This window comes from Psychrobacter sp. NC44, from assembly GCF_904846655.1.
In the GTDB taxonomy this organism is placed as follows: domain Bacteria; phylum Pseudomonadota; class Gammaproteobacteria; order Pseudomonadales; family Moraxellaceae; genus Psychrobacter.
In genome coordinates this window covers 308668-334710 of record NZ_CAJHBN010000001.1, presented here as the reverse complement: position 1 = coordinate 334710, position 26043 = coordinate 308668, and the positions used below count along the sequence as shown (strand labels likewise).

Below are 26043 nucleotides of genomic sequence, written 5' to 3'. Positions count from 1 at the left end.
GTGAATATCTCCAATTATAAAAAGGCTCGCAATATCTGATTGAGATAACGTTGACCCAATAGCGTTGGCTGTAGCCGCTCAGTACTGTCTACTAGCAATCCCTGAATAATCAATTGCGCCACTTGTATAGCAATATCATCGTAACTCAGCCCTGTCCTTGCGGTAAACATCGACCAAGCGACACCGTCATGTAGACGTAGCGCATTCAGCATAAACTCACTGACCAACTCCTCACTGTCAATTTCCTGCCAACCCACCATTTTTGGTGCGCTTTGTTTAACAGAAGAATCAGTGTTATCTTGATAATCCACATAATCTTTAGGCAGTCGTGACTTACTAAAACGATAAATACCAGAGTCTGCTAGCAAGTCATTCTTTAAGCCATTCTCTGTTAATGCTGATGCTTCATGAGCAATCGTTACTTTGCCATGCGCGCCCGCACCAATCGCTAGGTAGTCACCAAATTGCCAGTAATTAACATTGTGACAGCATGCCTCATCTGACGCGCCTGCCCACGCGGATACTTCGTAATTATGGTAGCCCAACTGCTGCAACAACGCTTGACCTGCCTGCTCAATATCTGCCAAGTTATCCTCATCTGGCAAAATCGGCTGGCTACGGTAAAATACGGTATTGGGCTCAATCGTTAATTGATACCAAGAAATATGCGTCGCCCCAGCATCATGCGCCATCTGGATATCGTTCAGCGCCTCATTCATCGTTTGCTGCGGCAGCCCATGCATCAAATCGACATTGACTCGCTCAAACCCAGCCTCGCGAGCCGCACGAATCGCTGACAATGCTTGTGCAGGGTCATGTATGCGACCAAGGGTTTTGAGCTTATCAGCAGCAAAACTTTGTACCCCTATCGACAAACGATTGATACCCACCTCTAAATATTGGGCAAAAGGCGCATGCTCAAGCGTGCCCGGATTGGCTTCCATCGTCACTTCAATGCTATCAGCAAACTTAAAAATGTTGCGTAAGCCAGTAAACAATCGCTGGTATTGCGCAATGGGTAGCAGTGAAGGCGTACCACCACCGATAAAAATCGAACTGATTTCACGCGCTTGGGTTAACGACTGCTGCATGGCGGCATCTGACAGCAGCGCATCCACATATTCGTCATACATAGATAGCTGCGTATCCATCGGCAGCTCATGCGAATTAAAATCACAATAAGGGCATTTTTTGACACACCACGGGATATGAATATAAAGCGCCAGTGGGATGGCGCTTACCTGTATCCCACTCGCAGTATTATTAGAGATGCTGAGATTATCAGAAAAATGAGCAGGTGTAATATTTGACATAAACGAAGGTATCTATAAAAAAGGTTACATAAATGGATGACTGCTGTCACTAGCAGAAAGTAACGCTAGGATAACGGCTAATGTGATTAAAAAAAAGGCTATCTTAAAGAAAAGCCGATCAATAACAAAACCAGTCACAAACATCCATGTTAACCCTGTACTTTTATAGGCAAAATAGTGAAGAATGATGGCATAAAGTGACATTGTATTAAATGACATTGCATAAAGTGATATTGCAAATAATGAATGGCTGATAATGATAAATAGGATAAAGATATGGCTTATTGGTTAATGAAGTCTAACCCCAAGTTTTTTGGTATTGATGATTTGCAACGCCTAGAGACCGACAGTTGGGATGGTGTGCGTAATTACCGCGCTCGTAACTTCATGCGTGACGAGATGCAGGTCGGCGACAAGGTGTTCTTTTATCACTCTAGCGCTAAGCCGTCTGGCGTCGCTGGCATCATGACGGTAAGCAAAGCAGGCTACCCTGACCCTTGCCAGTTCCATCCTGAGCACCGTCATTACGATCCTATTGCCACCGAAGATGAGCCACGCTGGTATATGGTAGACGTCACTTTTGAGCAAGCATTTATTGATATTCTACCACTATCAGCCCTTAAATTTTTACCCGCACTTGAGGATTCACTATTAATGAGAAAAGGCTGTGAGCAACTTACCGTGATTCCACTAGACGCCAAACACTGGTACGCCATTATGGATATGGCAGAAACCCTTCATCTACTATCTGAGCAACCAGTGGTGAGATAGTAACGATTGAGTAAGGTTTTTAGTGTTATCAACGAACACTTATTGATGCGCTGTCTGCAAAAAATTTGCTATATTTGCGATTTATGCTCAACAATTCATTTATCGATTTTCTTTATCATGCCTTTATCCCCATTATCAGGACCCGCTTATGAGCGCACCCAAACTACTATTATCTGTATTAACCGTCAGCATGTTCAGTCTGACCCTTAGCGCCTGTGGCAGTGACGGGGACAAGGTGAAAGAGGAATATGACCGAATAGAAGATCAGGTGAAAGATGAATATGATCGTGTGGAAGACAAGGTCAAAGAGAAGTATAAAGAAGTCGAAGATAAGCTGAGCGATGATGAAAAATCCATGGCTGAGATTTTGGAGTCGGTATTTTTACCAGAAGAATCACTCGATAATTTCTTGGATAAAATAACCCCAGAAGGCGGTCGCGGCGGTTTATATGTCGGACACTTTATTGAGATTGACGATGGTGACAACGACGATATCGATATCGGTGCCGTTTACTTTGACATCAGCAAAGATGGCGCTGGCAGCGTCGATGGTAGCGTTAGTTATCAGCAGCAAGCCTGCCAAGAAAATAACACTTTGGGTATCAACTCAGCCATTAAGGTTGACAACTATATCGCGGGTAAAATAACAGGCAGTCTCGATACGTTAGCGTTTTTAGACATTAAATATGTCAATGATTTGGGCGTAGAAACACCAAACTTATTAACCACTTTTGCGGGGAGCTTTGAGGAAAAAGAAGCAGGATCACCTTGGAGAGGTAGCTTTGAGTATCAGGATGGCATCGGCGGTAAAAAACTGACCAGTAGCGAAAAAAATTGCAACGTCACCTACACCATCAGCGATCGCTCTAATTTTAAGACGTACCCACTTGATTATAGTCTGGGCAAAATGACTCTTGATGTCATCGGTAATGGCAGTCAAAAGACTGTCACTTGGCAAAATCCTGCCAATACCAAGCATTTACTGGTCAGCCAAATTGATGTCAATAAAGCCGAGTCTGGTGCCAACGGCTATGTGCAGAACGTGATATTAAGTAATCTTGAAACGCAGTTTGCTCCTGTTATTCCAGTCATGTTCACCAATTACGTGATTGTCGTGCAAGCATTTGATGCCAATAATACCTTGATTGGCTATCAAGCAGTGGTGCAAGATTTGCCTGAGTCGCTATAAATGCCTGCTGATGTGCCTATAAATTAGAACGGTTATCGTCCAGTGCACGCTCTATTGAATCGATTACCTTTCACAGTCAGTTTTTAAGATCGATACAACGCTTTTAAAGCGTTGACATCATAGCGTGGCTTCTTTACCATTCTATTTATTTATGACCTGTCAATCCACTGCTTGGATTGACGGGTTATTTTTATTTTTGTGCCTGACTTTTTTTTGCATACTCTGTCTATATAGGCTTGCTCATATTATTTATCGGAGTATTATCGTCGGCACGACTCCCCCTTTTACATCCAGCCAAAAAACTAGATTGGCTTGGTTAAACTTGCTTAGAGCATGTCCTCATTCTCATTTGCTTTTCCGCTCAAGTTTTTGGTCAGGGTATGACTGTCTCGCTATTGTTTTGTTGATGGCAATATTTGCTCATCTATCATAATTACCGCAAAGAATAAAAAGTTGCTCACTATGGTTTTCCCATTATCTTTTAGAGATTTTAAAAGCTACAGCTTACGCTTAGGCGTGCTCGCGCTTCCTATTTTAATTACTCAGTTTTGCCAAGCAGCACTTGGTGTGGTCGATGCTATCATGGCAGGTCAAGTCTCCGCGCTTGATTTGGCTGCCGTCGCCGTTGGCTCTGGTATTTGGCTGCCGCTGTTTTTATTAGCCACTGGTATTTTAATCGCCACCACCCCTCTTATTGGTGAGGCGATCGGTCAAAATAAGCACCATCAAGTGCCACATATCACGCAGCAGTCTTTATGGACCGCCAGTGTCATTGGTATTATGGGCTTTATCATCGTTAATTTAGCACCCAATGTACTTGGGGTCATGGGTGTGCCTGAAAACATCCAACCGATAGCAACGCAGTATTTGCATGGCGTGTCGTTTGGTTTTCCCGCACTGGCTGTCTATGCGGTACTACGCAGTTATTGCGAAGCACTTGGGCGACCTGAGCCGGTGACAGTGATTAGTATCATCGGACTACTTGCCGATATTCCCCTTAACTATATATTTATCCACGGTCTGTTTGGTATGCCCGAAATGGGCGGCGCAGGCTGCGGGGTCGCAACGGCTATTGTGTTATGGATAAATGTTTTATTACTGGCGGCTTATACCAGCTTCACTAAGCGACAGCAGTTTGCCAGCACGCGCTTCTTTTATGCCTTTGCCAGTCCTAATCGTGCACAGATTAAAAAGCTCCTTAAACTTGGTATTCCGATTGGTATCTCTATCTTTTTTGAAGCCAGTTTGTTCAGCTTGGGCGCTCTTGTTATCAGTCCATTAGGTGAGCTAGCAACCGCATCGCATCAGGTGGCATTAGCAGTGACTTCCCAGCTGTTTATGATTCCGATATCGGTCGCGATGGCACTGACAATAATGGTATCCAATCGTTTTGGCGAAAAAAACCTCATAGCGTTACGTCAAGTGCAAGCCACTGGTCTTATCTGGACAGTATTGATTGCGCTCACTTGTATGATTGGTATTTGGCTATTTAGGCCGCAATTGGCAGCCGCATTCTCTGATAACCCAGCCGTTATCACGCAATCTATGCATTTACTTATTTTTGCTCTTGGTTATCAGCTGTTCGATGGCTGGCAAGTCAACGTCGCTGGTATATTGCGCGGCATGCAAGACACCACGATCCCAATGTGGGTCACGTTGTTCTGTTACTGGCTGGTGGCATTGCCACTCGGTGTTTATTTGGTGCGCTTCACCGATATAGGCGCACAAGGGTTTTGGATGGCATTAATCACGGGTTTATTCTTATCGTCTATTCTACTCACCCTACGCCTGCGCTATCAACAAAAGCGTCTGACGACGATGTGGGGTTAATGCATCAGCTATACTGATGTAAATGCAGTATCTACTAACCATGACTAGCGCTACATGGTCACATAGACTATGATAAATCATTAAGCATTTCTTACTCGTAAGAAATGCTTACGTCATAATATGTAAAAAAACTCAGTTAACAACTGTACATCGATTGCTCATTGCCATGAATATAGGTATCATTAGCAATTACCTACACAATATTTAGTTACACTATTTCTTGAAATTAGTAGAAGGCAAAATTAAAACTATGGATATTGAAAAAATACGCACCCTAATCGCCCTCATGGAAGAAAGTGAACTGGTTAATTTAGAAATCAGCTCAGATGATGAGCACATCAGCTTAACTCGTCACTATGATGCGCCTGCACCGACCATGATGGCCGCACCTGCTGCTGGCATTACCCCTATCACTGCTGAAGCAAAGCCAGCGGTAAAAGCGGGTAGCGTTGAGACATCGCCGATGGTTGGTGTTTATTACTCAGCCCCTAGCCCTAATGATCCGCCATTCGTAAAGGTCGGACAAAAGGTGCAAGCTGGTGACACATTGGGCATCATCGAAGCCATGAAAATTATGAATCCTCTTGAGGCAACGCAAAGTGGTGTCGTTGACGAAATCTTAGTCGATAACTCCGAAGTGGTACAGTTTGGTCAACCCGTCATACGCTATAGAGCTTAACGACACTATTTACCAACCTTTACCTCATTATGATAGAGATTTCGTTATCATTTGGCATTTTAGCTTGAGTTATTTTATCTTTATCGTAGCTCGATTTAATGGTGCCTAAAATAACGACTCTATCAATGACCGCCGCTTCGACAAGGATGACCCCATGATAAAAAAACTGCTCATCGCCAATAGAGGTGAGATTGCCCTACGTATCGTTCGAGCCTGCAAAGCCCTTGGCATAGAGACCGTCGGTATCTACTCCACAGCTGATGCAAACTTGATGCACCTGCGCTTTGTTGATGAGGCAATCTGTATTGGCAAACCCAATGCCAATCAAAGCTATCTTGATATCAATACTATTTTAACCGCAGCTGAAATCACTGGTGCCGACGCTATCCATCCGGGTTATGGTTTTTTGGCTGAAAATGCTGAATTCGCTGAACGCGTCGAAGAAGCAGGTCTCACTTTCGTTGGTCCTAATGCTGATCATATTCGATTAATGGGCAATAAAGTCTCTGCCATTAATGCGATGAAAAAAGCTGGCGTACCGACCGTCCCTGGTTCAGTGGGCGCGGTAACGTTGCATAATGCTGAAGAGCAAGCACGCCATATCGGCTTTCCGTTATTGATTAAAGCCGCTTCTGGCGGCGGCGGTCGCGGTATGCGTGTGGTTGAGCGCTTCGAAGAAGTCATTGGGCAAGTACAGGCTGCTAAGCAAGAAGCTGAGCTGTGGTTTGGTGATGATACCGTGTATATGGAACGCTACCTACAAAATCCGCGCCACGTAGAGATACAAGTGCTTGGCGATGGTAACGGTAATGCCATTCACTTATACGATCGAGATTGTTCATTGCAACGTCGTCACCAAAAGGTATTAGAAGAAGCCCCTGCGCCTGATATCCCTGATGATGTACGTCAGCCTATCTTAGATGCTTGCGTTAAAGCATGTGAGTTGGTGAAATATCGCGGTGCCGGTACTTTTGAGTTTTTATTTGAAAATAATGAATACTTTTTTATTGAGATGAATACTCGTGTGCAAGTTGAGCATCCGGTAACTGAGATGATTACTGGCATCGACGTGGTTGTCGAGCAGTTAAAAATCGCAGCCGGCTACGGTTTGTCTTATCGTCAAAGCGAGATTGAAATTCAAGGCCATGCCATTGAATGTCGCATCAATGCTGAAGATCCAGCCACCTTTATGCCTTGTCCTGGTACAGTCACTCAGTTATTTGCCCCCAGTGGTGCTGGTGTACGCTTTGACTCGCACCTCTACCCGGGCTACGAGATTCCAAGCTATTATGACTCATTGATTGGCAAGCTTATCTGCCATGGTCAAACGCGCCAGCAAGCCGTCTCTAAGACGCTGCATGCACTCGATGAATTGGTGATTGAGGGTATTAAAACCAATATCCCGCTGCATCGCGATGTCATTTTGGCAGATGACAATTTTATTCACGAAGCACAAAATATTCATTACCTTGAAAGAGAGCTTCTAACTGGCAATAAAAAGAAGGCGGATGTATAACCTGCTTTGATTCATTGTTAAACATAAAAAAACCGCTACCTATTTAGATAGCGGTTTTTTTATGTTTCTATTGTAGAAAAAAATGGTCTTAAGTCTTATGATTAACGATAAAGTGCTATGGCAACACTCTATTAAAATTCATAAAGCATTCATTACCATCAGGATCCGCACACCACTGCATTTGGTTGCCGTCGTGGTTTAAAAACGCAATCAACGCTTCGTCAGTTTGGTCGATTTGGTTACCTGAACAATCTACTTCATTGTTGTCATAGACTGTTTTTAGCGCAATAATGGGCAGCCCTTCTTCGCGGTGCGTGATTAGGTAACGACCATATGTCCACTCTTTGCCACTCACTGCCCACATCTCATTATCGGCCGCAAAATTGTATAGCTCGCGGCACTGGCTTGCTTTTTTGGCAGAGACCTTTAACTGGTTGTTGGTATTTGGCTTAATATTAAGGACGCGCTTTTCACTTTGCACAAGGACACCGCCTTCTGTACCAGCAGTTACTTCTGGCTCATCACTTTTTGTCTGTTTCAGCTCTTTTGCTACAGCTTGTCTGGCTTTGGCTTCTTTGGTCATCGTGATACTACTGTCTAAGTCGATTTCCCATTGTCCTGCGATAGCTGGGCTGATATGAGTGGTAATAGTCGGTTTAGTGACCACTTCGCCATTTACTGGCAATGACGCCAAAATAGCAGCCAATGAAAATGAAGCAAGTGAGATAGGTTCCATAATTAACCTTTTGTTTATAATAATATAATAATATGAGTTATGTACATTAGCGTAAGTCTTAGACATCAAAAACACAAGTAACATTATGCTATTAGTCGCGATGCTTTAGCCAACTGCAAGATAGGCGATAATCATAAATGTCTACTTTCTACATATAGACTGTCTTTTTTCATGCAAAAAATAACGCCATCGCTTTACTTGCTAAAGACAAGAAGCGACAGCGTTATAGCGACAAGTTATCAAAACGATCATAAAGACATTAAGCAGTGATAGTACTAACTGCTTGAGCAAACGCTGATAAGGCGCCTTTAAGCATCGCTGATACAGTACTGCTGCAAGTGCCAATACCAGAATAAACCTCCCCATCAACATTCAACTGAATGTAAGCAGCGGCATTGGCATTGGTTTTGTTGTCATTATTGGTATCATCATCGATGCCATCACCGCTATTGTGCTGTGGATTGATGGCATGCTCAGCGTAATTAATAACATGGATAGATTTACCAGTGTGCTGGGCAAGTCCGTCTATAAACGATGATAATGGACCATTACCAGTGCCATCAATATTAATGATGTCCCCATTCATTTGTACTTGACCAGTAAAGTAGACTTCACCGCCTTTATTATTGACCGTATAATCTAATAGCTCAAAACTGCCTTGCTGTAGATACGTGTCTTCAAAGGTTTGTAAGATTTCATCATTCTGCAATTCGCGAGCAGCTGATTCAGCTTGCTTCTGTACCACGCCGCTGAAGTCAATTTGCATCCAGCGCGGCAAATTAAAGCCATAGTTGCGCTGCAAGATATAAGCCACACCGCCTTTACCAGACTGGCTATTGATACGTACCACATCCTGATAACTACGACCGATATGCGCCGGATCAATTGGCAAGTAAGCCACATCCCAAACGTTATCCGTCTCGTTTTGATGCTTTTCGTTATAATCGAGAGATTTTTTGATGGCATCTTGATGCGAGCCACTAAAGGCCGTAAAGACCAATTCGCCGACGTATGGATGACGCGGATGTAAGGGCAAATTGTTACATTCGCTGACCACTTGTACAATTTCGCTCATGTTACTAAAATCAAGCTCTGGATCGATACCTTGACTAAACAAGTTCATCGCCATGACCATGATATCCATATTACCCGTACGCTCACCGTTACCCAATAGCGTACCTTCGATACGATCGGCGCCCGCTAATACCCCAAGCTCTGCTGCTGCAACCGCACAGCCACGGTCATTATGCGTATGCAAGCTGATAATGACATGCTCACGCTGGGCAAGATGACGGCAGAAATATTCGACTTGGTCGGCAAAAACATTGGGCATAGACGCTTCAACCGTCGCTGGCAAGTTTAAAATTACTTCCTGCCCTTGTTGTGGTTGCCACACATCACAGACCGCATCACAGACTTCTACAGCATATTCAGTTTCCGTTTGACTAAAGCTCTCTGGTGAATACTGGAATACCCACTCTGTTTCTGGGTATTTAGCCGCATATTCAACCAATAATTTAGCACCAGTAACAGCAATTTCTTTGATTTCAGCTTTATCTTTACCGTAGACCTTTTCACGTTGTACACGGCACGTTGAATTATAAACATGGACAATCGCACGCTTCGCGCCTTTCAATGACTCAAACGTACGGGCGATCAAATGCTCACGAGCCTGTACCAATACCTGCAAAGTCACATCGTCTGGGACGTGATTTTCTTCGATAAGTTTACGAGCAAAATCAAACTCAACCTGCGCCGCTGATGGAAAGCCAATTTCAATTTCTTTAAAACCAACCTCAACCAACGTTTTAAAAAAACGCATTTTTTGTTCGATCGTCATCGGGTCAATCAGTGCTTGATTGCCATCACGCAGATCCACACTTGCCCAAATTGGTGACTTTTCAATCGTTTTGCTCGGCCAAGTACGATCTGACAGCGATGGCGCAAAAGCAAATGGACGATACTTTTTATAATCAAAAGCGGCATTTTTGGGTGTAATCTTTGCAGTCGTTGAAGCTACAGTGCGTTTGGCTTGGTCAGACATAATCAATCCTTAGATGATATGGGAATTTATGTTTTTAGCTGGACGGCTGGTGATTAGATCAATGTTTATCATACGAGATAACCAATGTTTATACCATAATAATATCAGAGTTTATGCAATAGAAATCAGCTTTCTTTGATAATATATGGCGCTATTTTAGTGAAAAAATACAATTTAATCAGTATAATTAGCTGAATTCACTAATAAAGCAACAGATCATGCCAAACAGTCATCTGGATAGTCCATATTTAGCCGATATTGATGAGATCGATCGACAGCTCTTGCGCGTATTGCAAACTCAGGCACGTATGAGTATCACCGAGCTTGCCGAACGCGTCAACCTGTCAGCCACGCCTTGTGCACGCCGTATTAAACGCTTAGAAGATGCTGGTATTATCACAGGTTATCACACCAAAACAGATGCGCAAAAACTTGGCTACCCGCTCGCCGTCTTTATCGCGATTAGTATGGACCGCCATACGGCTGAGCGCTTTGAGCAATTTGAGCGCAAGATTCAGAGCTTTGATGAAGTCATTAGCTGTAGCATTGTCACGGGTCGTACGGAAGACTACCTTATCAAGGTAAGGGTACGCGATATGGCACATTATGAGGAGTTTTTATTACATAGGCTCAATCGTATCGAAGGTGTTGCTCAAGTGCATACCAGTTTTGAGTTGCGAGAAATATTTAATCGTAGTGTGGTTTAGTAGTGTCGTTTAAATGGTAGTCGGTGGCTGTCGACGAAACAATAGTAACAGCACCAATCCAACCATCAATCCAGCGGCGGCAACGAGTAGCCCTGCATTGAAATTGTCGTCCTGCCCTGCCAATGCTACCGTCACCAATGGTCCCAAGAACTGACCCAATGCATAAGCCAAAGTTGCCAATCCTATCAGCAAATTTGAGTAAGCAGGATTGATGTTTTTAATCAAAGTGAGCGTCATCGACACCATACCTACGAATGTCAGCCCTAAAATAGCAGCATTACCATACAACCCAATAGCGCCGTCGAACCATATGGGCAAGCACATGCCAAATGCTTGTAATATTGTTAAACCTATTAATGTTTTTATTTCACCAATTCGTTTGGCAAGTGCGCCCCACAGTGGATTTGATAACATCGCAAACACACCAACGACTAGCCAAATGAGCAATCCAGCATACGTCTGCGTCGTGAGCCGCTGTGCTGCCATGACTGGCAAAAAGGTCGCAGAGGTAATATAACCGAATCCTGCCAGTACATAGCTCGCTGACAGCAAAGCAATAGCCTTACGATGACCAGCAATGGCCTCATACAAAGCGCGCTTAAAGCTCAAATAGGTTTGATGCACTGACACGTGCTGTTTAGGATCAGTCCGCAGCAAGTCGGAACCATTTGTTTGTCTTGGTTTTACCGCATAGAGTAGCCATACCAGAGGTAAACTTGTAAAGCCTGCTACCAACCAAATGACATCAAAATGATAGCCCAATATTAACAACCACCACGTCAGTATGGCAGAGGCACTGATGCCCACACCAATACCTGCGTAGTGTACTGCCGACAGTACAGAGCGGCGTTCAGGACTTAAGCTTTGAATCACAAACGATGAGCTTAAAATCATCGCTACCCCGCTTGCAATACCTGCGATTAGACGAATGAGATACCATAGAGTTAATGACATATCAGGTACGACAAGTAGCATCGTTGTGACGACACTTATAATCGCCCACAGTGTCAGTGCTTGCCACGTTGAACGCTGAGGCACAAACATGGCGATGAGGGCACCGATAAAATAACCGATGTAATTGATAGAGGCAAGACAGCCTGCAATCGTCGTTGAAATCGACAGTTGCACCATAATATCAGGTAAGGTGGCAGTAAACAAAAAACGTCCATAGCCCATGACGACTGCCATGCAGTACATACCAATACAGGCAATGGCAGCTTCATTGGTAATATGAGGAAAAGCACGGCTTTTGAGAGCAGTCATCATGACAGAGCCATTTTTGCGGCCATTAGCACACAATCCTTTGTGTTAGAGCATTCAAGAGCAGCGGCAGATTAATAATCAAACATACAAGCGAAAACTACGATACGTTTACTATTGGCGGCATGGTCACATCTGTTTCTGTGTGTCCTAGCATTTGTACGCGTTGATCACTAAACATATCCATATCAGGTGCCAGCGTACGCATAAAGCGATCAAAATACAGCATCTGCTTGGTCAATAAAGCAAAGTCACGTGGGAAATGAATACCATGACGCTTACCGACTTCTACAATCTCAAGCATCATTTTATTTAGCTCATCGGCTTGCTCTTTACTATTAAAAGGCACACCACTGGTAAAGGATTTGTCCTCCGCCATAATAGTCTTCATCATACGCTGCAAATCATTACCCAATGCCACTACATCGACTTTATTGCCACCATGGGTCATTTCCATATCAATCATATGGCGCGCCATCGCTTGATAGTCACTGTCCTGCATAGCTTGCATCATACCCATGCACGCACGCCAACTCTCAGCTTTTAGCTTACCGACAATACCAAAATCCAAGAAGCCAATACGACCATCGGTTAATAGCATCAAATTGCCCGCATGCAGGTCAGCATGGAAACTGTTGCACAGCATGAGACTGGCAAACCACGTATTCAAGGTATCCGCCATGACTTGCGCAGGATCAGCACAATACTGACGCATGAGCGACTCATCGACCATAGAGACGCCGTACAAGCGGCTCATGGTTAGTACACGCTTGGTCGTCAGCTCTTCATATACTTTGGGTGCTACCACGCGTGTATTGCCCGATACGGCTAAGAACTGCTGAAAATCGCGGATGTTTTGTGCCTCAGCGATAAAGTCCGTCTCGGCAAGCATTCGCAGGCGAATCTCATCGATAATCGGCGCAATACTGGCAAACTTCATCGACGGCATCAAGATCTCAAGTAACTTAGTCACCCCATGCAATACGCCCAAATCGGTTTGCATAATGGTCTCGACGTCAGGCTTTTGTACCTTTAATACGACTTCATCGCCATTATGCAACCGTGCCGCATGAACTTGAGCAATAGAGGCTGATGCTAGTGGATTTGAGTCGATATGGGCGAACTTATCATCAAGCGTCATGCCATCAACCGCCAACTCTTCTTTCAATACCTGCTCGATATAAGCATAGGACAATGGCGTGGTTTGATCCAGACAGCTCTGAAAAGCTTTTACATATTCACGTGGAAACAGTGACGGCGTACTGGCGATAAACTGACCAATCTTGATATAAGTCGTGCCCAATTGCTCAAACGTTTCTTTTAATAATGTGGCATCAGGCTTTTCACCTTTTGCCACTCTCAGCGCAGATAAACCTGCCACGCTGGCTGTTTGGCGAACACGGTTCATGACATTGAAGGTATGCTTTAATAAATGCGGACGATGAATTTTCATAAAAAACAACTATGGTCATAAGAAAGGTTTTTGAGAATAGGCGATCATAAATAATGACAAGTTACACAGTCACTAATGAACAATAACTAATGACTACCACAGACAGGACACTGCGCATCTTTTCTATAGCCCATCAGCCGTTGCTGCATCTGGCTACCATCCCATATTAATAGCTTATTTGTCAGTGGATTTTTGGTTAATCCCAAATACTGCAGAGCAGCATTCGCTTGCAAATTACCCATGATAGCAGTGGTACTCGCTAGCACACCTGAGTTGGCACACGTACGCTCATCAGCCGCTGCATCAAGTACTACCGAACCAAACACGCAGTGATAACAACCAGTGTTTAGTTGCGGCTCAAACAGCGCCAACTGACCTTGCATCGCAATGGCTGAGGCAGATAATAGCGGGATTTTATAGCGCACGCTAATACAATTGATGACATCACGCGTAGCAAAATTATCGGTGCAATCTAAAAGTAAATGAGGCTTGCCTGTCGCCATATCGAGCAATTCATAAGCATTGTCTTCGCTTAATCTTGCAACTGTACCGCGAGCGGTAATTAAAGGGTTAATACGCTCTAGCATTTGCGCCGCTGTTAGCGCTTTAGTTTTACCGATATCCTCAGGTAAAAACAGCGTTTGGCGCTGCAAGTTGCTGGCTTCAATGACGTCATCATCTATAAGATGAATTTGCCCAAGTCCTGCACGCACCAGCGTCTCAGAAGCAGGACAACCAAGCCCGCCTGCCCCTATCATAACCACACGAGCTGATTTTAAGCGTAGTTGAGCGTCAATATCCCAACCATCTAATAATATCTGCCTCGCATAACGCAGCAGCTCCTCATCCAACAACTGCCCTTCATCTGATGTGTGCGCCATATTTATTACCAATAACCTATTATTAAAGAAGTCTACTAACAAAAATCTGATGACTTAATTTGACCCAGCGTAACACGATCATTACCACCATAATCTTGTACTGTACGCACAGATTCAAAGTCACTGTCTACAAACAACTTGCGAACGGCATCACCTTGGTCAAAACCATGTTCGATAGCCAGCAGCCCACCGACACGCAAGTATTTCGGTGCCTGTCCTACGATATGCTCTATATCGGCAAGCCCATGATTGGGGGCACTTAAGGCACTAATAGGTTCGGCTACAAGGCGTGCCAAATGCTCATCTTCCTCATCGATATAAGGAGGGTTAGAAACAATCACATCAAATAATAGCTCACCATGACTGGGCAGCTCGTCATACCAACTGCTTTGTATAAACTCAATATCAGCAACATCATTGATAGCTGCATTGTGCTGAGCAACCTTGAGCGCTTCTGGCGACATATCCACCGCAACGACTTGCCAGCTTTCGGCCTTACTGTCTGAACGCTGCGTATTTAACTCGTGAGCGAGACTAATCGCAATACAGCCTGAACCTGTCCCTAAATCCAGTAACCGTTTTGGGCTGCTGACACTGTTTGGCTGATATTTTATCCAAGTTAATACTTGCTCAATCAGTATCTCAGTATCAGGTCGCGGAATTAAAGTGTACTTATTGACAGTAAACGTCAGCGACCAGAACTCTTGCTGACCAGTCAAATACGCAAGTGGCATTCCTTGCTGCATCTTCGTTACACCTGCATTGAATTGCTCAAACTCACTGTCTGTTAGCTGGCAACCTTCATCTGTGATTAGCGCTATCGCAGGCTTATCAACGACATACAACAGCCAATCGGTCAGCCAAAATGACGGTAGCTTGCTATTTGCAGTCTCATTCGTCAATTGCTGAATGTGCTGCTTTATTTGACGAATAGTCGATGCTGTCATAAGTAACTCTTAAAAATATGATGAATCAATGAGAATAAAATACTGCTTAGCCTACTCTGACGCGCGTGGTGGCTCTTTGGTGTCGGTCAGGTTTGGATTCGCCTTGGCCAACTTATCACTGCTTCCATCATTATTGTCATCGCCATAAATATCATCGTTATCACCAATGACGATATGTTTATCAACAAAGTAAATCAATACCAAAATCGGAATCCCAATAGCGAAAGTAAAGATAAAGAAAAATGGATAGCCCATATTATCGACGATAGCACCTGAATAACCGCCCATCACCTTGGGAATGAGCGTCATTAATGAAGAGAAAATCGCATACTGCACTGCCGTAAAACGAATAGACGTTAGAGCAGATAAGAAAGCAATAAACACGGCACTCGCCAGCCCTGCGGCTAAGTTATCAAATATGACCGCAACATACATAAACGGCAAACTGCCTGGGTTGTAAGTTAGTAGTACAAACAATAAATTGGTCGCACACGCAAGAATAGCGCCAATCATCATGGCATGCATCATACGGAAACGCTGTGCCAATAGCCCACCTAAGAACCCACCTGCAATCGCCATAATCACGCCGACGAGTTTCACTGCATTGGCAATATCTGTTTTACTAAACCCCATGTCTTGATAAAAAACGTTGGAAATCACGCCTGCCACAATGTCTGAAATTCGATATAGTCCAATGAGCGCCAATAGTAATAACGCCTTTTTGCCATAGCGTCTAAAAAAGTCTAAAATCGGCTCAACCCAAGTAGCCATGGCTACTTCTTTTTTCACCAACCCTACTTGCACTAATGCATAACCTGCTACTATCGCTACACCCAAGCTTATCAGCAGATGCAATGTTTCAACAAAGAAGCTGGAGAATGCTCCTTCAAACTCTGGCAGTACTGGCCCCATCAATATATAAGCGGCGATAAAAGCGATCACAGAAAATACAAATAGCGCCACCAATCTCACGTAGTCTTCGCGAGTTTCAGCAACCAATGGGGCTTTATTGATAATTTTTGGTTGATTGATGATGAAATACAACAGCAATAACGGTGCGCAAGCGACCAGTGCCAAAAAGTAAAACTTAATCGCTGGCATGACCATTAACGGTATCATCGCCAATGTGCTATCGAACACTGTATTAATCAAAATATTGATCAGATAAATAATGCCAAAAATCAGACCTGGGATAAGTAATAAAGCAGAATAAATAAGAAATACTTTTAAATTGCCCTTTTGCTTTTTACTTTGCAACATTTCAGCCGTTGGCTCATAGCTGGCAAACGTGGTTAATACTCCTAAAGTCATGACACCTGCCATAATGTAGTAAGTATTTCGCCATGCCTCATAACTATAAAAAGTCTCATTCGAGCCAAAAAAATCTGCCAAATATAACGCGCCTGCCCCCGCGACGATCATGCCGATACGATAACCCGACACATAAATAGAGGATAGAATGGACTGCATCGATGGCGGCGCAAGCTCGATGCGGTAAGCATCAATCACGATATCTTGGGTGGCAGAAGAAAAGCCAAGCAAAACCGCAGCGCCTGCCATGTAGACTAAAACGTCTTCACTAACTGGATTAACATTTGCCATCAAAAAGATAGCCAATATGATAAGCAGCTGTGATACCACCATCCAACTGCGACGACGACCCAACCATTTGGTCAAAAATGGCACAGGAAGCGCATCTATTAATGGCGCCCAAATAAATTTAAACGAATAACCCAGTGCCGCCCAGCTAAACATGGTCACAACACTACGATCAATGCCTGCCTCTCTCAGCCAAAGTGATAAACTTGAAAAAATAAGCAGTATAGGAATACCCGCTGAAAAGCCCAAAAACAACATGATAATGACACGAGGGTCTAAATAAGCCTTTGCAGCCTCTCCCCATGATTTTTTGACAGCTGATTGATTGGGTGGCACAGATTTGACAGCAGACATAATCGCTCACTAGCACTTAAGAAAAAGAACACAACCGCGCACAATTTTTATCAATCATTAGTATCATCTATCGGTAACTGACACTGATAAATAGCACTGATAAACGGGATCGATAAAAATTGCTTAACGTTGCACAAATACAGCCATTACAACAAAATTGAATTATGGTACTTGAGAACGCTGACCTTGACTAGACATTCTAACGATATTTTTGCATTAACCTTTCTTTCTACTGGTTAATAAAACCTAGCTTATAGACTAGGGTTTACTTTCATATTGAGCATGGGTATAAAAATAAGGAAAATCTCGCATTTTGCATCATAACCATTTTATACAAACCCCTTTCTTTTGTGATTAGCCCATCATCATCCTGATAAGTCATTAATAATTAATGCTTCAACAACCAGAACTTATTACTAAATCCTTACTTTTATATATTTAAAAAATATAATTTTATTAGATATATCATTTATTTTACAAAACAATGCGTTTGTATAAATTAGTTCCCTAAATCAATAATTATTCTATATGCTAGAGATGACAAATAATTTTTGCAAACAATAGTAAATAACACCCTCGATTGCTATTTATCTGATTACTGCCTAGGAGCCACATGATGACTAACTCAAACTCAACATCAGATGCTGCAAGTAACACCACTTATGATAAAGGAGATGGTCATGGACCAACCATTCATAGTGAAAATGTAGATACTTCGCACGAGCCACAACGTCCAAGCATGGGTGGCTGTCCTGTCATGCACCAAGCACATACTACGAACGCCTCGGCAGCAACCGATTGGTGGCCGAATAGCTTAAACTTAGATATCTTGCATCAGCAGGATCACAAAACCAATCCAATGGATCCTGACTTTGATTATGCAAAAGCCTTTAAGCAATTAGATTTAGAAGCCGTCAAGCAAGATTTAAAAAATCTAATGACTGAGTCACAAGCATGGTGGCCTGCAGATTGGGGTCATTATGGTGGTTTGATGATTCGTATGGCTTGGCATTCTGCCGGTACTTATCGACGCTCCGACGGCCGCGGTGGTTCTAACACTGGTAATCAACGCTTTGCGCCATTAAACAGTTGGCCGGACAATGTCAATTTGGACAAAGCACGTCGTCTATTATGGCCAATCAAGAAAAAGTATGGTAACAAACTTTCTTGGGCAGATTTGATGATACTAGCGGGTAATATGGCTTATGAATCTATGGGCTTTAAAACGTTAGGTTTCGCTGGTGGACGTACCGATATTTGGCATCCAGAAAAGGATATCTACTGGGGTTCTGAGCGTGAATGGCTTGCGGCTACCAAAAATCGTTATGAAGATGATAATCAGCGTGAATCACTAGAGAACCCTTTAGCAGCGGTACAGATGGGCTTGATTTATGTCAACCCTGAAGGCGTCGACGGCAACCCCGATCCTATTAAAACGGCACAAGATATTCGTACCACTTTTGCTCGTATGTCAATGAATGATGAAGAAACGGTCGCCTTGACTGCTGGTGGTCACACGGTTGGTAAATGTCATGGTAATGGTGACGCTACCTTATTAGAAGATGAGCCAGAAGCTGCTGATATCAAAGAGCAAGGTCTAGGTTGGCGCAACCCTAAAGGTACAGGCAATGCTGGCGACACCGTCTCAAGCGGTATCGAGGGCGCATGGACCACGCATCCAACCCAATGGGATTATGAATATTTTGAGTTATTGCTAAATCATGAGTGGGCACTGACTAAGAGTCCTGCTGGTGCTTGGCAATGGGAACCTATCGATATCAAGGAAGAGGATCGTCCTTTAGATGCACATGATCCAAGTGTACGCCGCAACCCTATCATGACCGACGCTGATATGGCAATGATTAAAGACCCTGCTTACCGTAAAATTTCAGAGAACTTTCATCAAAATCCAGAATATTTCGATGAGGTATTTGCAAAAGCTTGGTTTAAGCTTACCCATCGTGATTTGGGGCCAAAATCTCGCTATTTAGGAGCGGATGTGCCAAGCGAGGACTTCACTTGGCAGGATCCAATTCCACAAGGCAATATTGATCTGAGCGCTGATGATATTGCGATCTTAAAAGCACAGATACTAGGCAGTGGTATCGACCATCGCGAATTTATTATTACCGCTTGGGATAGCGCTCGTACATTCCGCGCCTCAGACTATCGCGGCGGCGCCAATGGTGCACGCATTCGTTTAGCCCCGCAAAAAGACTGGTTAGGTAATGAGCCTGAGCAATTGGCTCGCGTACTTGAGGCGCTCACTGCCATCCAGACGAACTTTGATAAAGACGTCAGCATCGCGGATTTAGTGGTACTCGCTGGTAACACCGCCATTGAAAAAGCAGCAGCTAATGCAGGTGTTCAAATTGAAGTGCCATTCGATGCGGGTCGTGGCGATGCGAGCGATGAGATGACTGAAACAGAGAGCTTCTCTGATTTAGAGCCACGACATGATGGCTACCGTAACTGGATCAAAGGCAGCTATGCCATATCACCTGAAGAGATGCTATTAGATCGTACTCAGCTGATGGGCTTGACTGCACCTGAAATGGTCGTTTTAATCGGTGGTATGCGTGTCTTGGATACCAACTACGCTCAGAGCCAACAAGGGGTCTTTACTGAGCGTGCTGGAACACTTAGCAATGACTTCTTTGTGAACTTGACAGACATGAGCTATTCTTGGCATCCCGTTAAGACAGACAATAATGGCGCCCCTGCCCTCTATGAAGTGCGTGAGCGTGCTACTGGCAATGTAAAATGGCAAGCCAGCCGCGTAGACCTAGTGTTTGGCTCAAACTCCATACTACGCGCTTACGCTGAGCTTTACGCACAAGACGATAACCTAGAAAAATTCGTTCATGACTTTGTAACTGCTTGGAATAAAGTGATGAATGCGGATCGTTTTCGCTAGAGGCAGCCGCAAATCGTATCATTATTGAAGTTGTAAGCTAAGACAGTCATCGAAAGATGGCTGTTTTTTTATGTTTGTATCACATCTAATTCAAAGTAAATATTATAATGAATACGCCCTATTTATTAGAGAATTAAATTATGAATATAGCCTTATTTGACTTTGACGGTACCATAACGAACACAGACACCTTTACCAAATTTATATTATTCGCAGCAAATAAAAGAAAAATTAATGTAGGTAAAATCATTTTATTACCAACTATCGTTAAATATAAGCTAGGTAGATTACACGGTAGCGAGATTCGAAAAAAAGTTTATAACTTCGCTTTTAAAGGGACAAATGAGGGACAGCTTAGAATAAAAGGTGAAGCATTTTCTGAGCTGATGATACCTAATTATATAAGAGCTAATGCTTTCGAAAAAATAAAATGGCATCAACAAAGAGGAGACATCGTCGTTATCGTCTCTGCATCTTTGGATTTATATCTCAATCCATGGTGTATAAAATATGGACTAGACTTGATATGTACTAAGGTAGATGTCGTTGATGGTATATTGACGGGTAACTATCTCAATGATGACTGTAGCGGAATAACGAAAAAGCAGTTGGTTGAACAAAAATATAATCTAAGTAATTTTGACACTATATATGCTTATGGAGACACATTAGAAGATGAAGAGTTGCTGAGTCTAGCAGATGAAAGATTCTATCAGTACTTCTGAGTACTCAAAAACAATTTCAATGTATACTTTTAATCACATATTCCAAATACGTATAAATAGATAACTATTAAGTATATACAAGAATAAACACTTTGTTTTACACTACCTGCTTACTGCATATTTGTACATTTTCACTTTTGTATACAGACAGGGTTTGTATATTTATACAATAGGATTTAGTTATGGCAATCGACGTAGTGGTCAATCAGCGGCATTTACAGATTCAGCTCAAGCAGTTGGAGACAGTATGGCATACGGTGATTAATGGCTATAACTTAAGTCAGGCGGCGACCGTACTGCACACCAGCCAATCTAGCCTATCAAAACATATTGCGGCACTTGAAAATCAGCTCAAAACGGAAGTATTCGTCCGTCAAGGCAAACGCCTAACGGGTCTTACGACCATGGGCACAGCACTAATGCCGCATATCGAATCTATCTTCGCCGAAATCCGTACGATTGAAAACCTAAGTCTCGATTTTAATAATCCGAATATTGGCACGCTGACGATTGCCACCACTCACACGCAAGCGCGATATGTATTGCCGCAAGTCGTCAAAGAGTTTAAAGAGCGTTTCCCCAAAGTCAACCTAATACTACAACAAGCGGATCCAGAGACCATCGCGCAGATGGTCATTCGCGGGCAGGCAGATATTGGCATTGCAACCGAGTCTTTACTTCATAACAATTATTTACGCTGCTATCGCTATTATGACTGGACGCATCGCGTCATTGTGCCAAGCGATCACGAACTGGCCAATCACGAGTCTGTGGATTTGCCGACCCTCGCCAGCTATCCGATTGTGACCTATCACGGTGGCTTTACGGGGCGCGGTGCGATTGACAAAACTTTTGAAGAAGCAGGATTGGAACCAGATATCGTACTAGCAGCACTCGATGCTGATGTAATCAGTACTTACGTAGGTCTGGGCTTGGGTATCGGTATTATCGCAGAGATGGCGTTTGAACCGAGTCACTATCAAAATTTAACGGCGATACCTGTAGATCACTTTGGGCGCTTTACCAGTTGGATGGCGGTACGTGATGATGCAGAAATTCGTCAGTATGGTCGAGCATTTATGGAACTGTGTCAAAAACAATTTAGCCAGTAAAGAACCATTAATTCATATTTTCACTAAACGTCAATGGCATCGTTATCAACAGATAATGATGTCATTTTCTATTCTCATTTCTACTCAAAATCGACTGCCACGCATGTGATTATTATAACTCTACACCATTATTAAGATTTGTTATCGTCTTAACTTCTGACCTTTATATTCAATAGAACCGCCCCATTATATGAACTATTGAGCGACTAGTTACAGCAATATTGAATTAGCCCTAGATTCTTGAGGTGCTGGTTTATCATTGCTGTCGCTAGTCTCTTTTATAACTAGAATCAAATACCAATATAACCATGTCGTTGAAAGGCGGCATCATAAAAACAGGTGATTTATGAGTAACGCTATTCCCTTATCCTTTTTAGATCTAGCCCCCGTGCCTGAAGGTAAAACCATCGCTGAAGGCATTGCCCAAACAGTTGAGACAGCACAGCAAGCAGAAAAAGTCGGCTTAAACCGTTATTGGATGGCAGAGCACCATAATATGCCGGGCATCGCTAGTGCAGCGACGTCAGTACTACTAGCGCATATCGGTAGCCAAACCAAGCATATACGTATTGGTGCGGGTGGTGTGATGCTTCCGAACCATGCACCGCTCGTCATCGCTGAGCAATTCGGCACTTTGCAGGCATTATATGGTGATCGCGTAGATTTAGGGTTGGGTCGTGCGCCGGGTACTGATGGCGCAACCTTTCAGGCACTACGCCGTCAGATGCAAGATGCTGATCGCTTTCCGCAAGACGTCCAAGAATTGATGTACTTTTTAGGGAACGGTACAGATAATAGCCCAGTACAGGCATTTCCTGGGGCAAAGTCAAACGTTCCTATCTGGATATTAGGCTCTTCTCTTTTTGGGGCTACGTTAGCGGCGCATTTGGGACTTCCTTATGTGTTTGCCTCACACTTTGCACCGCAAATGCTTGGGCAAGCGATTACAGCTTATCGTGAACAGTTCAAACCATCAGCCTATTTAGATAAGCCTTATGTCATGCTGGCAGCCAATTTATTACTCGCCGATGACGATGCTACTGCACAGTATCATTTTACCTCTGCGCAGCAAAGTTTCGTACGCTTGCGCCGTGGTGAAACAGGTCAAATGCCGAAACCTACTCACGATATGGACAGTATCTGGAGCCCTGCTGAAAAAATGATGGTGGATAGCGCATTGTCAGTGTCATTCATCGGTTCTGTGGAAACTGTCAAACCGAGACTGGCGGCATTCCTTGCCCAGTATGAGCCAGACGAGCTGATTGTGACGGCTAACGTTTACGATCAGGCAGCGCGCATGCGTTCACTGGAACTTACACCTGAGTTAAATTTATTTACTTTACAATGAAATCAGACACTTGCATAATTATTGATAAACCTTAGCTGGATGTTTGACATGGATGCAACTCCTATTATCGGTGCCTCACTACTTATTGGCTCATCAATATTTATGTACATTGTGGCTTTTCTTGCGGTGATGGCTGTCGGTGGTTATTTGACCTACCGCACCAGCCCAAAACGTAAGCAGCGGCGCGAAGACAAACGTAATAAAGACAATCCAAATTAATAACCGCTCTGAAAATATGCTAGGGCGTATTAATTTAACGTTTAAAGCAATGTAAAAAGCCCTCTTTTCTTATTTAGAAAGAGGGCTTTTTTTGGCTTGCTACATAATAAAAACACAGCAATCTTTACGTACTTTCACTTAGATGGCATTACCATTCAACTGACGAGCCAAGATTTTTTTGTGCGGCTTGTTGTGCGACATATAGAGCGACTGCTGCATCAAAACTGGCTGCACCAACCGATTTAAATAACGTAACACCATGATTAGACTTAGCGGTTTTTTCTTGTAGCGCCCCTGTGACTAGCGCCTGTAAGTCACCACTGAGGTCGTCCCATGTCCATGCACAATCGACACTATCGTGAGCTTGGATTAAATCGCCCGCTTCATGACGACTGCCAACCAAATCATCGACAACGACCATGCGACTGTTTGCAATGACATCATTGCTTATCTCTTTCATTGAAGGCTGATAGGCACCGACTGCGTTGATGTGTGCATCAGATTTAATATGGTTGAGATCAAACAAACCTTCTGTTGCGCGGGTTGCGACGTTGATAACATCTGCATCACGGACAGCATCATTGATATTTTCACAAACCGTTATAGTAACGTCCCATTGCGGATACTCACGAGTAAATTTCACTTTGAAAGTCTCAGCGCCTTCCCTGCTTCTATTCCATAAATATACTGTTTTAATCTCAGGACGTACTGTCATTACCGCATGTAATTGCTCATAAGCCATGCCACCACAACCGACCACCGCCACACTTTGACAGTCAGCGCTTGCCATATATTTGGTCGCAATACCTGACAATGCTGCCGTACGCACTTGGGTAATATAAACCCCATCCATAATTGCCAATATCTCACCAGTATCATTGTTTGACACGGTAATAATCGCCGTTGTGGTTGGTAAATTTCGGCTCGGATTATCAGGACAAATGGTGACCAATTTTACGGCTGTATACTCGTTCTTACCATCATACATCGTGGCTGGCATGGATAAATGCGAACCTAAGCTATGGGCGTCATCTTCACTAAAAGTTTCAATGACCAAACGTTCAGGCGCTTTGATCCAATTGGGATGCGCTGCCTGTTGATGCAACAATGCTTCTATCGCCCCAATGGCAGATTGCATATTGAGATGTTCGGTCACGATTGCTTTGTTTAGTAATTGCAATTTGAGTACTCCTATTTATAGATTTATTATTAGAACATGTTTTATCACGCCAAACGGCTACTACATTAATCCTGACCCGCGTAATATTGCCGCACCAATCGCCATTCCAAACATACCTACGACGGTGGTAAAAGCCAAAATATTAGCAGCTAACACATCATTGCCACCCATGGCTTTTGCCATTACATAGCTGGCGGCGGCTGTTGGTGAAGCTGCCATCAAAAACAACACACCCATATGCACACCTGATAGACCAAATCCGAGTCCAATAGCGATGGCAATCAATGGCGCAACAATAATACGTCCGATACTCGCCTGCATGGATAGCCCTGAAGGGTGCAACATCGACTTCAAATCAATACTGGCACCGGCGCAAATCAATGCTAAGGGCAATGCCACTGCCGCCAGTAAATCACCAGTCGTATGAATCACACCTGTAATAGGCGGCAGTGGTGATGCCTTATAAGCAAATGCTGCTACCAATGCGATAATCAGTGGGTTAGTAAATAGTTTTTTAATAATCATGGTACTGCGACTGAGCCAAGTATCATCCACACTTTTGGACACACGGCTGAGAGTGATAACCGCTAAGATATTAAACAGTATCGTCACCACACCCATATAGACAGCGCCGATACTTAAGCCACGTTCTCCGTAGGCATTAGCAACCGTTGCCAGTCCAATAATAGCCATATTACTCCGAAATATCCCTTGTACAAACACCCCTTGATCAGCCGGTTTGCTCACAAAATATTTGGCGTAAATCTCTGCACCTATAAACAAGATGAATGTCACCAGAATACCAGCCACTATCAGCGTGATTTGTTTGCTGTAATCGACATCACTATCAACGACGCTAAAAAAAAGCAAACAGGGTAAACAGTAATTAAAGACAAAGCTCGATGCTTGATCAATAAAAGTCTGGCTCGCCTCACCGCGTCTCTGCATAAAAAAACCCAACCACATTAAGGCAAGGTTGGGCAAGACAATGGTAATAGCAAAGACAATAGCATCAATCATAAATAGGCTCAGTTCGTTGACAAGCCCATCATGATATGGACATCAGCGAGATAAATTGACAAGTAATCATTAAGTTTTCTAACCTAGTATAGAGACAAAATAGCAAGTAAGACAAGCGCCTGCTCTATTTTCTTTTAACAGCGGCTGTATTTTTAACAAACAAAAGCCCATAGCGATATATCGTTATGGGCTTTTGTTATACTAGTTATACTAGTTATACTAGTTATACTAGTTATACTAGTT

Annotated in this window: 21 protein-coding genes; 11 read left to right on the top strand and 10 right to left on the bottom strand. The window is 43.4% G+C overall.

Features of this window, described 5'->3' with window-relative positions; all coding sequences use genetic code 11:
- Positions 1-14 precede the first annotated feature (14 nt).
- Positions 15-1313: a radical SAM family heme chaperone HemW gene (gene hemW, locus JMX95_RS01310; protein ID WP_201559824.1), complete on the bottom strand. Its 1299-nt coding sequence runs from the start codon at positions 1311-1313 to the stop codon at positions 15-17.
- Positions 1314-1589: 276 nt separating this feature from the next.
- Between hemW and JMX95_RS01305 the strand changes: the two genes are divergently transcribed.
- From JMX95_RS01305 to accC, 5 genes are all read left to right on the top strand, one after another.
- Complete coding sequence (locus JMX95_RS01305) at positions 1590-2084, top strand: EVE domain-containing protein (RefSeq protein ID WP_201559823.1); 495 nt, start codon at positions 1590-1592, stop codon at positions 2082-2084.
- A gap of 148 nt (positions 2085-2232) precedes the next feature.
- The gene (locus JMX95_RS01300) at positions 2233-3273 is read left to right on the top strand and encodes a hypothetical protein (protein ID WP_201559822.1); all 1041 of its coding nucleotides are present in this window, start codon (positions 2233-2235) and stop codon (positions 3271-3273) included.
- A 462-nt stretch (positions 3274-3735) separates the two neighbouring features.
- A complete protein-coding gene (locus JMX95_RS01295) occupies positions 3736-5103 on the top strand; it encodes an MATE family efflux transporter (protein ID WP_201559821.1) in 1368 nt (455 codons plus the stop codon).
- Between the two features lie 250 nt (positions 5104-5353).
- Positions 5354-5782 carry an acetyl-CoA carboxylase biotin carboxyl carrier protein gene (gene accB, locus JMX95_RS01290; protein WP_201559820.1) on the top strand — a complete coding sequence of 143 codons (429 nt, stop codon included), beginning with the start codon at positions 5354-5356 and terminating at the stop codon, positions 5780-5782.
- 154 nt (positions 5783-5936) lie between these two features.
- Entirely contained in the window at positions 5937-7298 is a 1362-nt protein-coding gene (gene accC, locus JMX95_RS01285; RefSeq protein WP_045454980.1) for an acetyl-CoA carboxylase biotin carboxylase subunit, read from the top strand.
- Positions 7299-7413: 115 nt separating this feature from the next.
- Here the strand turns inward: accC and JMX95_RS01280 are convergent, their stop codons facing one another.
- Both JMX95_RS01280 and leuA read right to left on the bottom strand, forming a co-directional pair.
- Positions 7414-8034, bottom strand: a complete 621-nt coding sequence (locus tag JMX95_RS01280; RefSeq protein WP_201559819.1) for a hypothetical protein — start codon at positions 8032-8034, stop codon at positions 7414-7416.
- A 259-nt stretch (positions 8035-8293) separates the two neighbouring features.
- On the bottom strand, positions 8294-10078 hold the full coding sequence (gene leuA, locus JMX95_RS01275) for a 2-isopropylmalate synthase (RefSeq protein WP_201559818.1): 1785 nt from the start codon (positions 10076-10078) through the stop codon (positions 8294-8296).
- Between the two features lie 218 nt (positions 10079-10296).
- Between leuA and JMX95_RS01270 the strand changes: the two genes are divergently transcribed.
- Positions 10297-10785, top strand: a complete 489-nt coding sequence (locus tag JMX95_RS01270; RefSeq protein WP_201559817.1) for an Lrp/AsnC family transcriptional regulator — start codon at positions 10297-10299, stop codon at positions 10783-10785.
- Positions 10786-10794: 9 nt separating this feature from the next.
- Here JMX95_RS01270 and JMX95_RS01265 read toward each other — a convergent pair whose 3' ends face one another.
- From JMX95_RS01265 to JMX95_RS01245, 5 genes are all read right to left on the bottom strand, one after another.
- The gene (locus tag JMX95_RS01265; protein WP_201559816.1) at positions 10795-12051 is read right to left on the bottom strand and encodes a YbfB/YjiJ family MFS transporter; all 1257 of its coding nucleotides are present in this window, start codon (positions 12049-12051) and stop codon (positions 10795-10797) included.
- A 94-nt stretch (positions 12052-12145) separates the two neighbouring features.
- Positions 12146-13498 (bottom strand): ABC1 kinase family protein, encoded by a 1353-nt coding sequence (locus tag JMX95_RS01260; protein ID WP_055124146.1) that lies wholly within the window; start codon positions 13496-13498, stop codon positions 12146-12148.
- An 86-nt stretch (positions 13499-13584) separates the two neighbouring features.
- On the bottom strand, positions 13585-14379 hold the full coding sequence (locus JMX95_RS01255; protein ID WP_201559815.1) for a HesA/MoeB/ThiF family protein: 795 nt from the start codon (positions 14377-14379) through the stop codon (positions 13585-13587).
- 35 nt (positions 14380-14414) lie between these two features.
- Positions 14415-15326 (bottom strand): peptide chain release factor N(5)-glutamine methyltransferase, encoded by a 912-nt coding sequence (gene prmC, locus JMX95_RS01250; RefSeq protein WP_201559814.1) that lies wholly within the window; start codon positions 15324-15326, stop codon positions 14415-14417.
- Between the two features lie 51 nt (positions 15327-15377).
- Positions 15378-17279 carry an AmpG family muropeptide MFS transporter gene (locus JMX95_RS01245; protein ID WP_201559813.1) on the bottom strand — a complete coding sequence of 634 codons (1902 nt, stop codon included), beginning with the start codon at positions 17277-17279 and terminating at the stop codon, positions 15378-15380.
- A gap of 739 nt (positions 17280-18018) precedes the next feature.
- Between JMX95_RS01245 and katG the strand changes: the two genes are divergently transcribed.
- The 5 genes from katG to JMX95_RS01220 all read left to right on the top strand — a co-directional run bounded on the left by katG (position 18019) and on the right by JMX95_RS01220 (position 23600).
- Positions 18019-20196 (top strand): catalase/peroxidase HPI, encoded by a 2178-nt coding sequence (gene katG / locus JMX95_RS01240; protein WP_201559836.1) that lies wholly within the window; start codon positions 18019-18021, stop codon positions 20194-20196.
- 140 nt (positions 20197-20336) lie between these two features.
- A complete protein-coding gene (locus JMX95_RS01235; RefSeq protein WP_060490936.1) occupies positions 20337-20921 on the top strand; it encodes an HAD family hydrolase in 585 nt (194 codons plus the stop codon).
- Between the two features lie 182 nt (positions 20922-21103).
- Complete coding sequence (locus JMX95_RS01230) at positions 21104-22033, top strand: LysR substrate-binding domain-containing protein (protein WP_045446223.1); 930 nt, start codon at positions 21104-21106, stop codon at positions 22031-22033.
- Positions 22034-22379: 346 nt separating this feature from the next.
- Positions 22380-23381, top strand: a complete 1002-nt coding sequence (locus JMX95_RS01225; protein ID WP_055124150.1) for an LLM class flavin-dependent oxidoreductase — start codon at positions 22380-22382, stop codon at positions 23379-23381.
- A 48-nt stretch (positions 23382-23429) separates the two neighbouring features.
- Positions 23430-23600 (top strand): hypothetical protein, encoded by a 171-nt coding sequence (locus JMX95_RS01220; RefSeq protein WP_157908376.1) that lies wholly within the window; start codon positions 23430-23432, stop codon positions 23598-23600.
- Positions 23601-23748: 148 nt separating this feature from the next.
- On the opposite strand, the gene JMX95_RS01215 is transcribed toward JMX95_RS01220, so the two are convergent.
- Both JMX95_RS01215 and JMX95_RS01210 read right to left on the bottom strand, forming a co-directional pair.
- The gene (locus JMX95_RS01215; protein WP_201559812.1) at positions 23749-24780 is read right to left on the bottom strand and encodes an ornithine cyclodeaminase family protein; all 1032 of its coding nucleotides are present in this window, start codon (positions 24778-24780) and stop codon (positions 23749-23751) included.
- A 60-nt stretch (positions 24781-24840) separates the two neighbouring features.
- Positions 24841-25800 carry an AEC family transporter gene (locus JMX95_RS01210; RefSeq protein ID WP_201559811.1) on the bottom strand — a complete coding sequence of 320 codons (960 nt, stop codon included), beginning with the start codon at positions 25798-25800 and terminating at the stop codon, positions 24841-24843.
- Positions 25801-26043: the final 243 nt, after the last annotated feature.

What these genes read in the sequence shown, in the direction of transcription:
- JMX95_RS01255 (WP_201559815.1), bottom strand. Translation starts at nt 14,379, where the DNA reads ATGGCGCACACATCAGATGAAGGGCAGTTGTTGGATGAGGAGCTGCTG.
- JMX95_RS01260 (WP_055124146.1), bottom strand. Translation starts at nt 13,498, where the DNA reads ATGAAAATTCATCGTCCGCATTTATTAAAGCATACCTTCAATGTCATG.
- JMX95_RS01270 (WP_201559817.1), top strand. Translation starts at nt 10,297, where the DNA reads ATGCCAAACAGTCATCTGGATAGTCCATATTTAGCCGATATTGATGAG.
- katG (WP_201559836.1), top strand. Translation starts at nt 18,019, where the DNA reads ATGGGTGGCTGTCCTGTCATGCACCAAGCACATACTACGAACGCCTCG.
- JMX95_RS01210 (WP_201559811.1), bottom strand. Translation starts at nt 25,800, where the DNA reads ATGATTGATGCTATTGTCTTTGCTATTACCATTGTCTTGCCCAACCTT.
- JMX95_RS01220 (WP_157908376.1), top strand. Translation starts at nt 23,430, where the DNA reads ATGGATGCAACTCCTATTATCGGTGCCTCACTACTTATTGGCTCATCA.
- JMX95_RS01245 (WP_201559813.1), bottom strand. Translation starts at nt 17,279, where the DNA reads ATGTCTGCTGTCAAATCTGTGCCACCCAATCAATCAGCTGTCAAAAAA.
- JMX95_RS01295 (WP_201559821.1), top strand. Translation starts at nt 3,736, where the DNA reads ATGGTTTTCCCATTATCTTTTAGAGATTTTAAAAGCTACAGCTTACGC.
- accB (WP_201559820.1), top strand. Translation starts at nt 5,354, where the DNA reads ATGGATATTGAAAAAATACGCACCCTAATCGCCCTCATGGAAGAAAGT.
- JMX95_RS01300 (WP_201559822.1), top strand. Translation starts at nt 2,233, where the DNA reads ATGAGCGCACCCAAACTACTATTATCTGTATTAACCGTCAGCATGTTC.
- JMX95_RS01265 (WP_201559816.1), bottom strand. Translation starts at nt 12,051, where the DNA reads ATGATGACTGCTCTCAAAAGCCGTGCTTTTCCTCATATTACCAATGAA.
- hemW (WP_201559824.1), bottom strand. Translation starts at nt 1,313, where the DNA reads ATGTCAAATATTACACCTGCTCATTTTTCTGATAATCTCAGCATCTCT.
- prmC (WP_201559814.1), bottom strand. Translation starts at nt 15,326, where the DNA reads ATGACAGCATCGACTATTCGTCAAATAAAGCAGCACATTCAGCAATTG.
- JMX95_RS01280 (WP_201559819.1), bottom strand. Translation starts at nt 8,034, where the DNA reads ATGGAACCTATCTCACTTGCTTCATTTTCATTGGCTGCTATTTTGGCG.
- JMX95_RS01225 (WP_055124150.1), top strand. Translation starts at nt 22,380, where the DNA reads ATGAGTAACGCTATTCCCTTATCCTTTTTAGATCTAGCCCCCGTGCCT.
- JMX95_RS01235 (WP_060490936.1), top strand. Translation starts at nt 20,337, where the DNA reads ATGAATATAGCCTTATTTGACTTTGACGGTACCATAACGAACACAGAC.
- accC (WP_045454980.1), top strand. Translation starts at nt 5,937, where the DNA reads ATGATAAAAAAACTGCTCATCGCCAATAGAGGTGAGATTGCCCTACGT.
- JMX95_RS01305 (WP_201559823.1), top strand. Translation starts at nt 1,590, where the DNA reads ATGGCTTATTGGTTAATGAAGTCTAACCCCAAGTTTTTTGGTATTGAT.
- leuA (WP_201559818.1), bottom strand. Translation starts at nt 10,078, where the DNA reads ATGTCTGACCAAGCCAAACGCACTGTAGCTTCAACGACTGCAAAGATT.
- JMX95_RS01230 (WP_045446223.1), top strand. Translation starts at nt 21,104, where the DNA reads ATGGCAATCGACGTAGTGGTCAATCAGCGGCATTTACAGATTCAGCTC.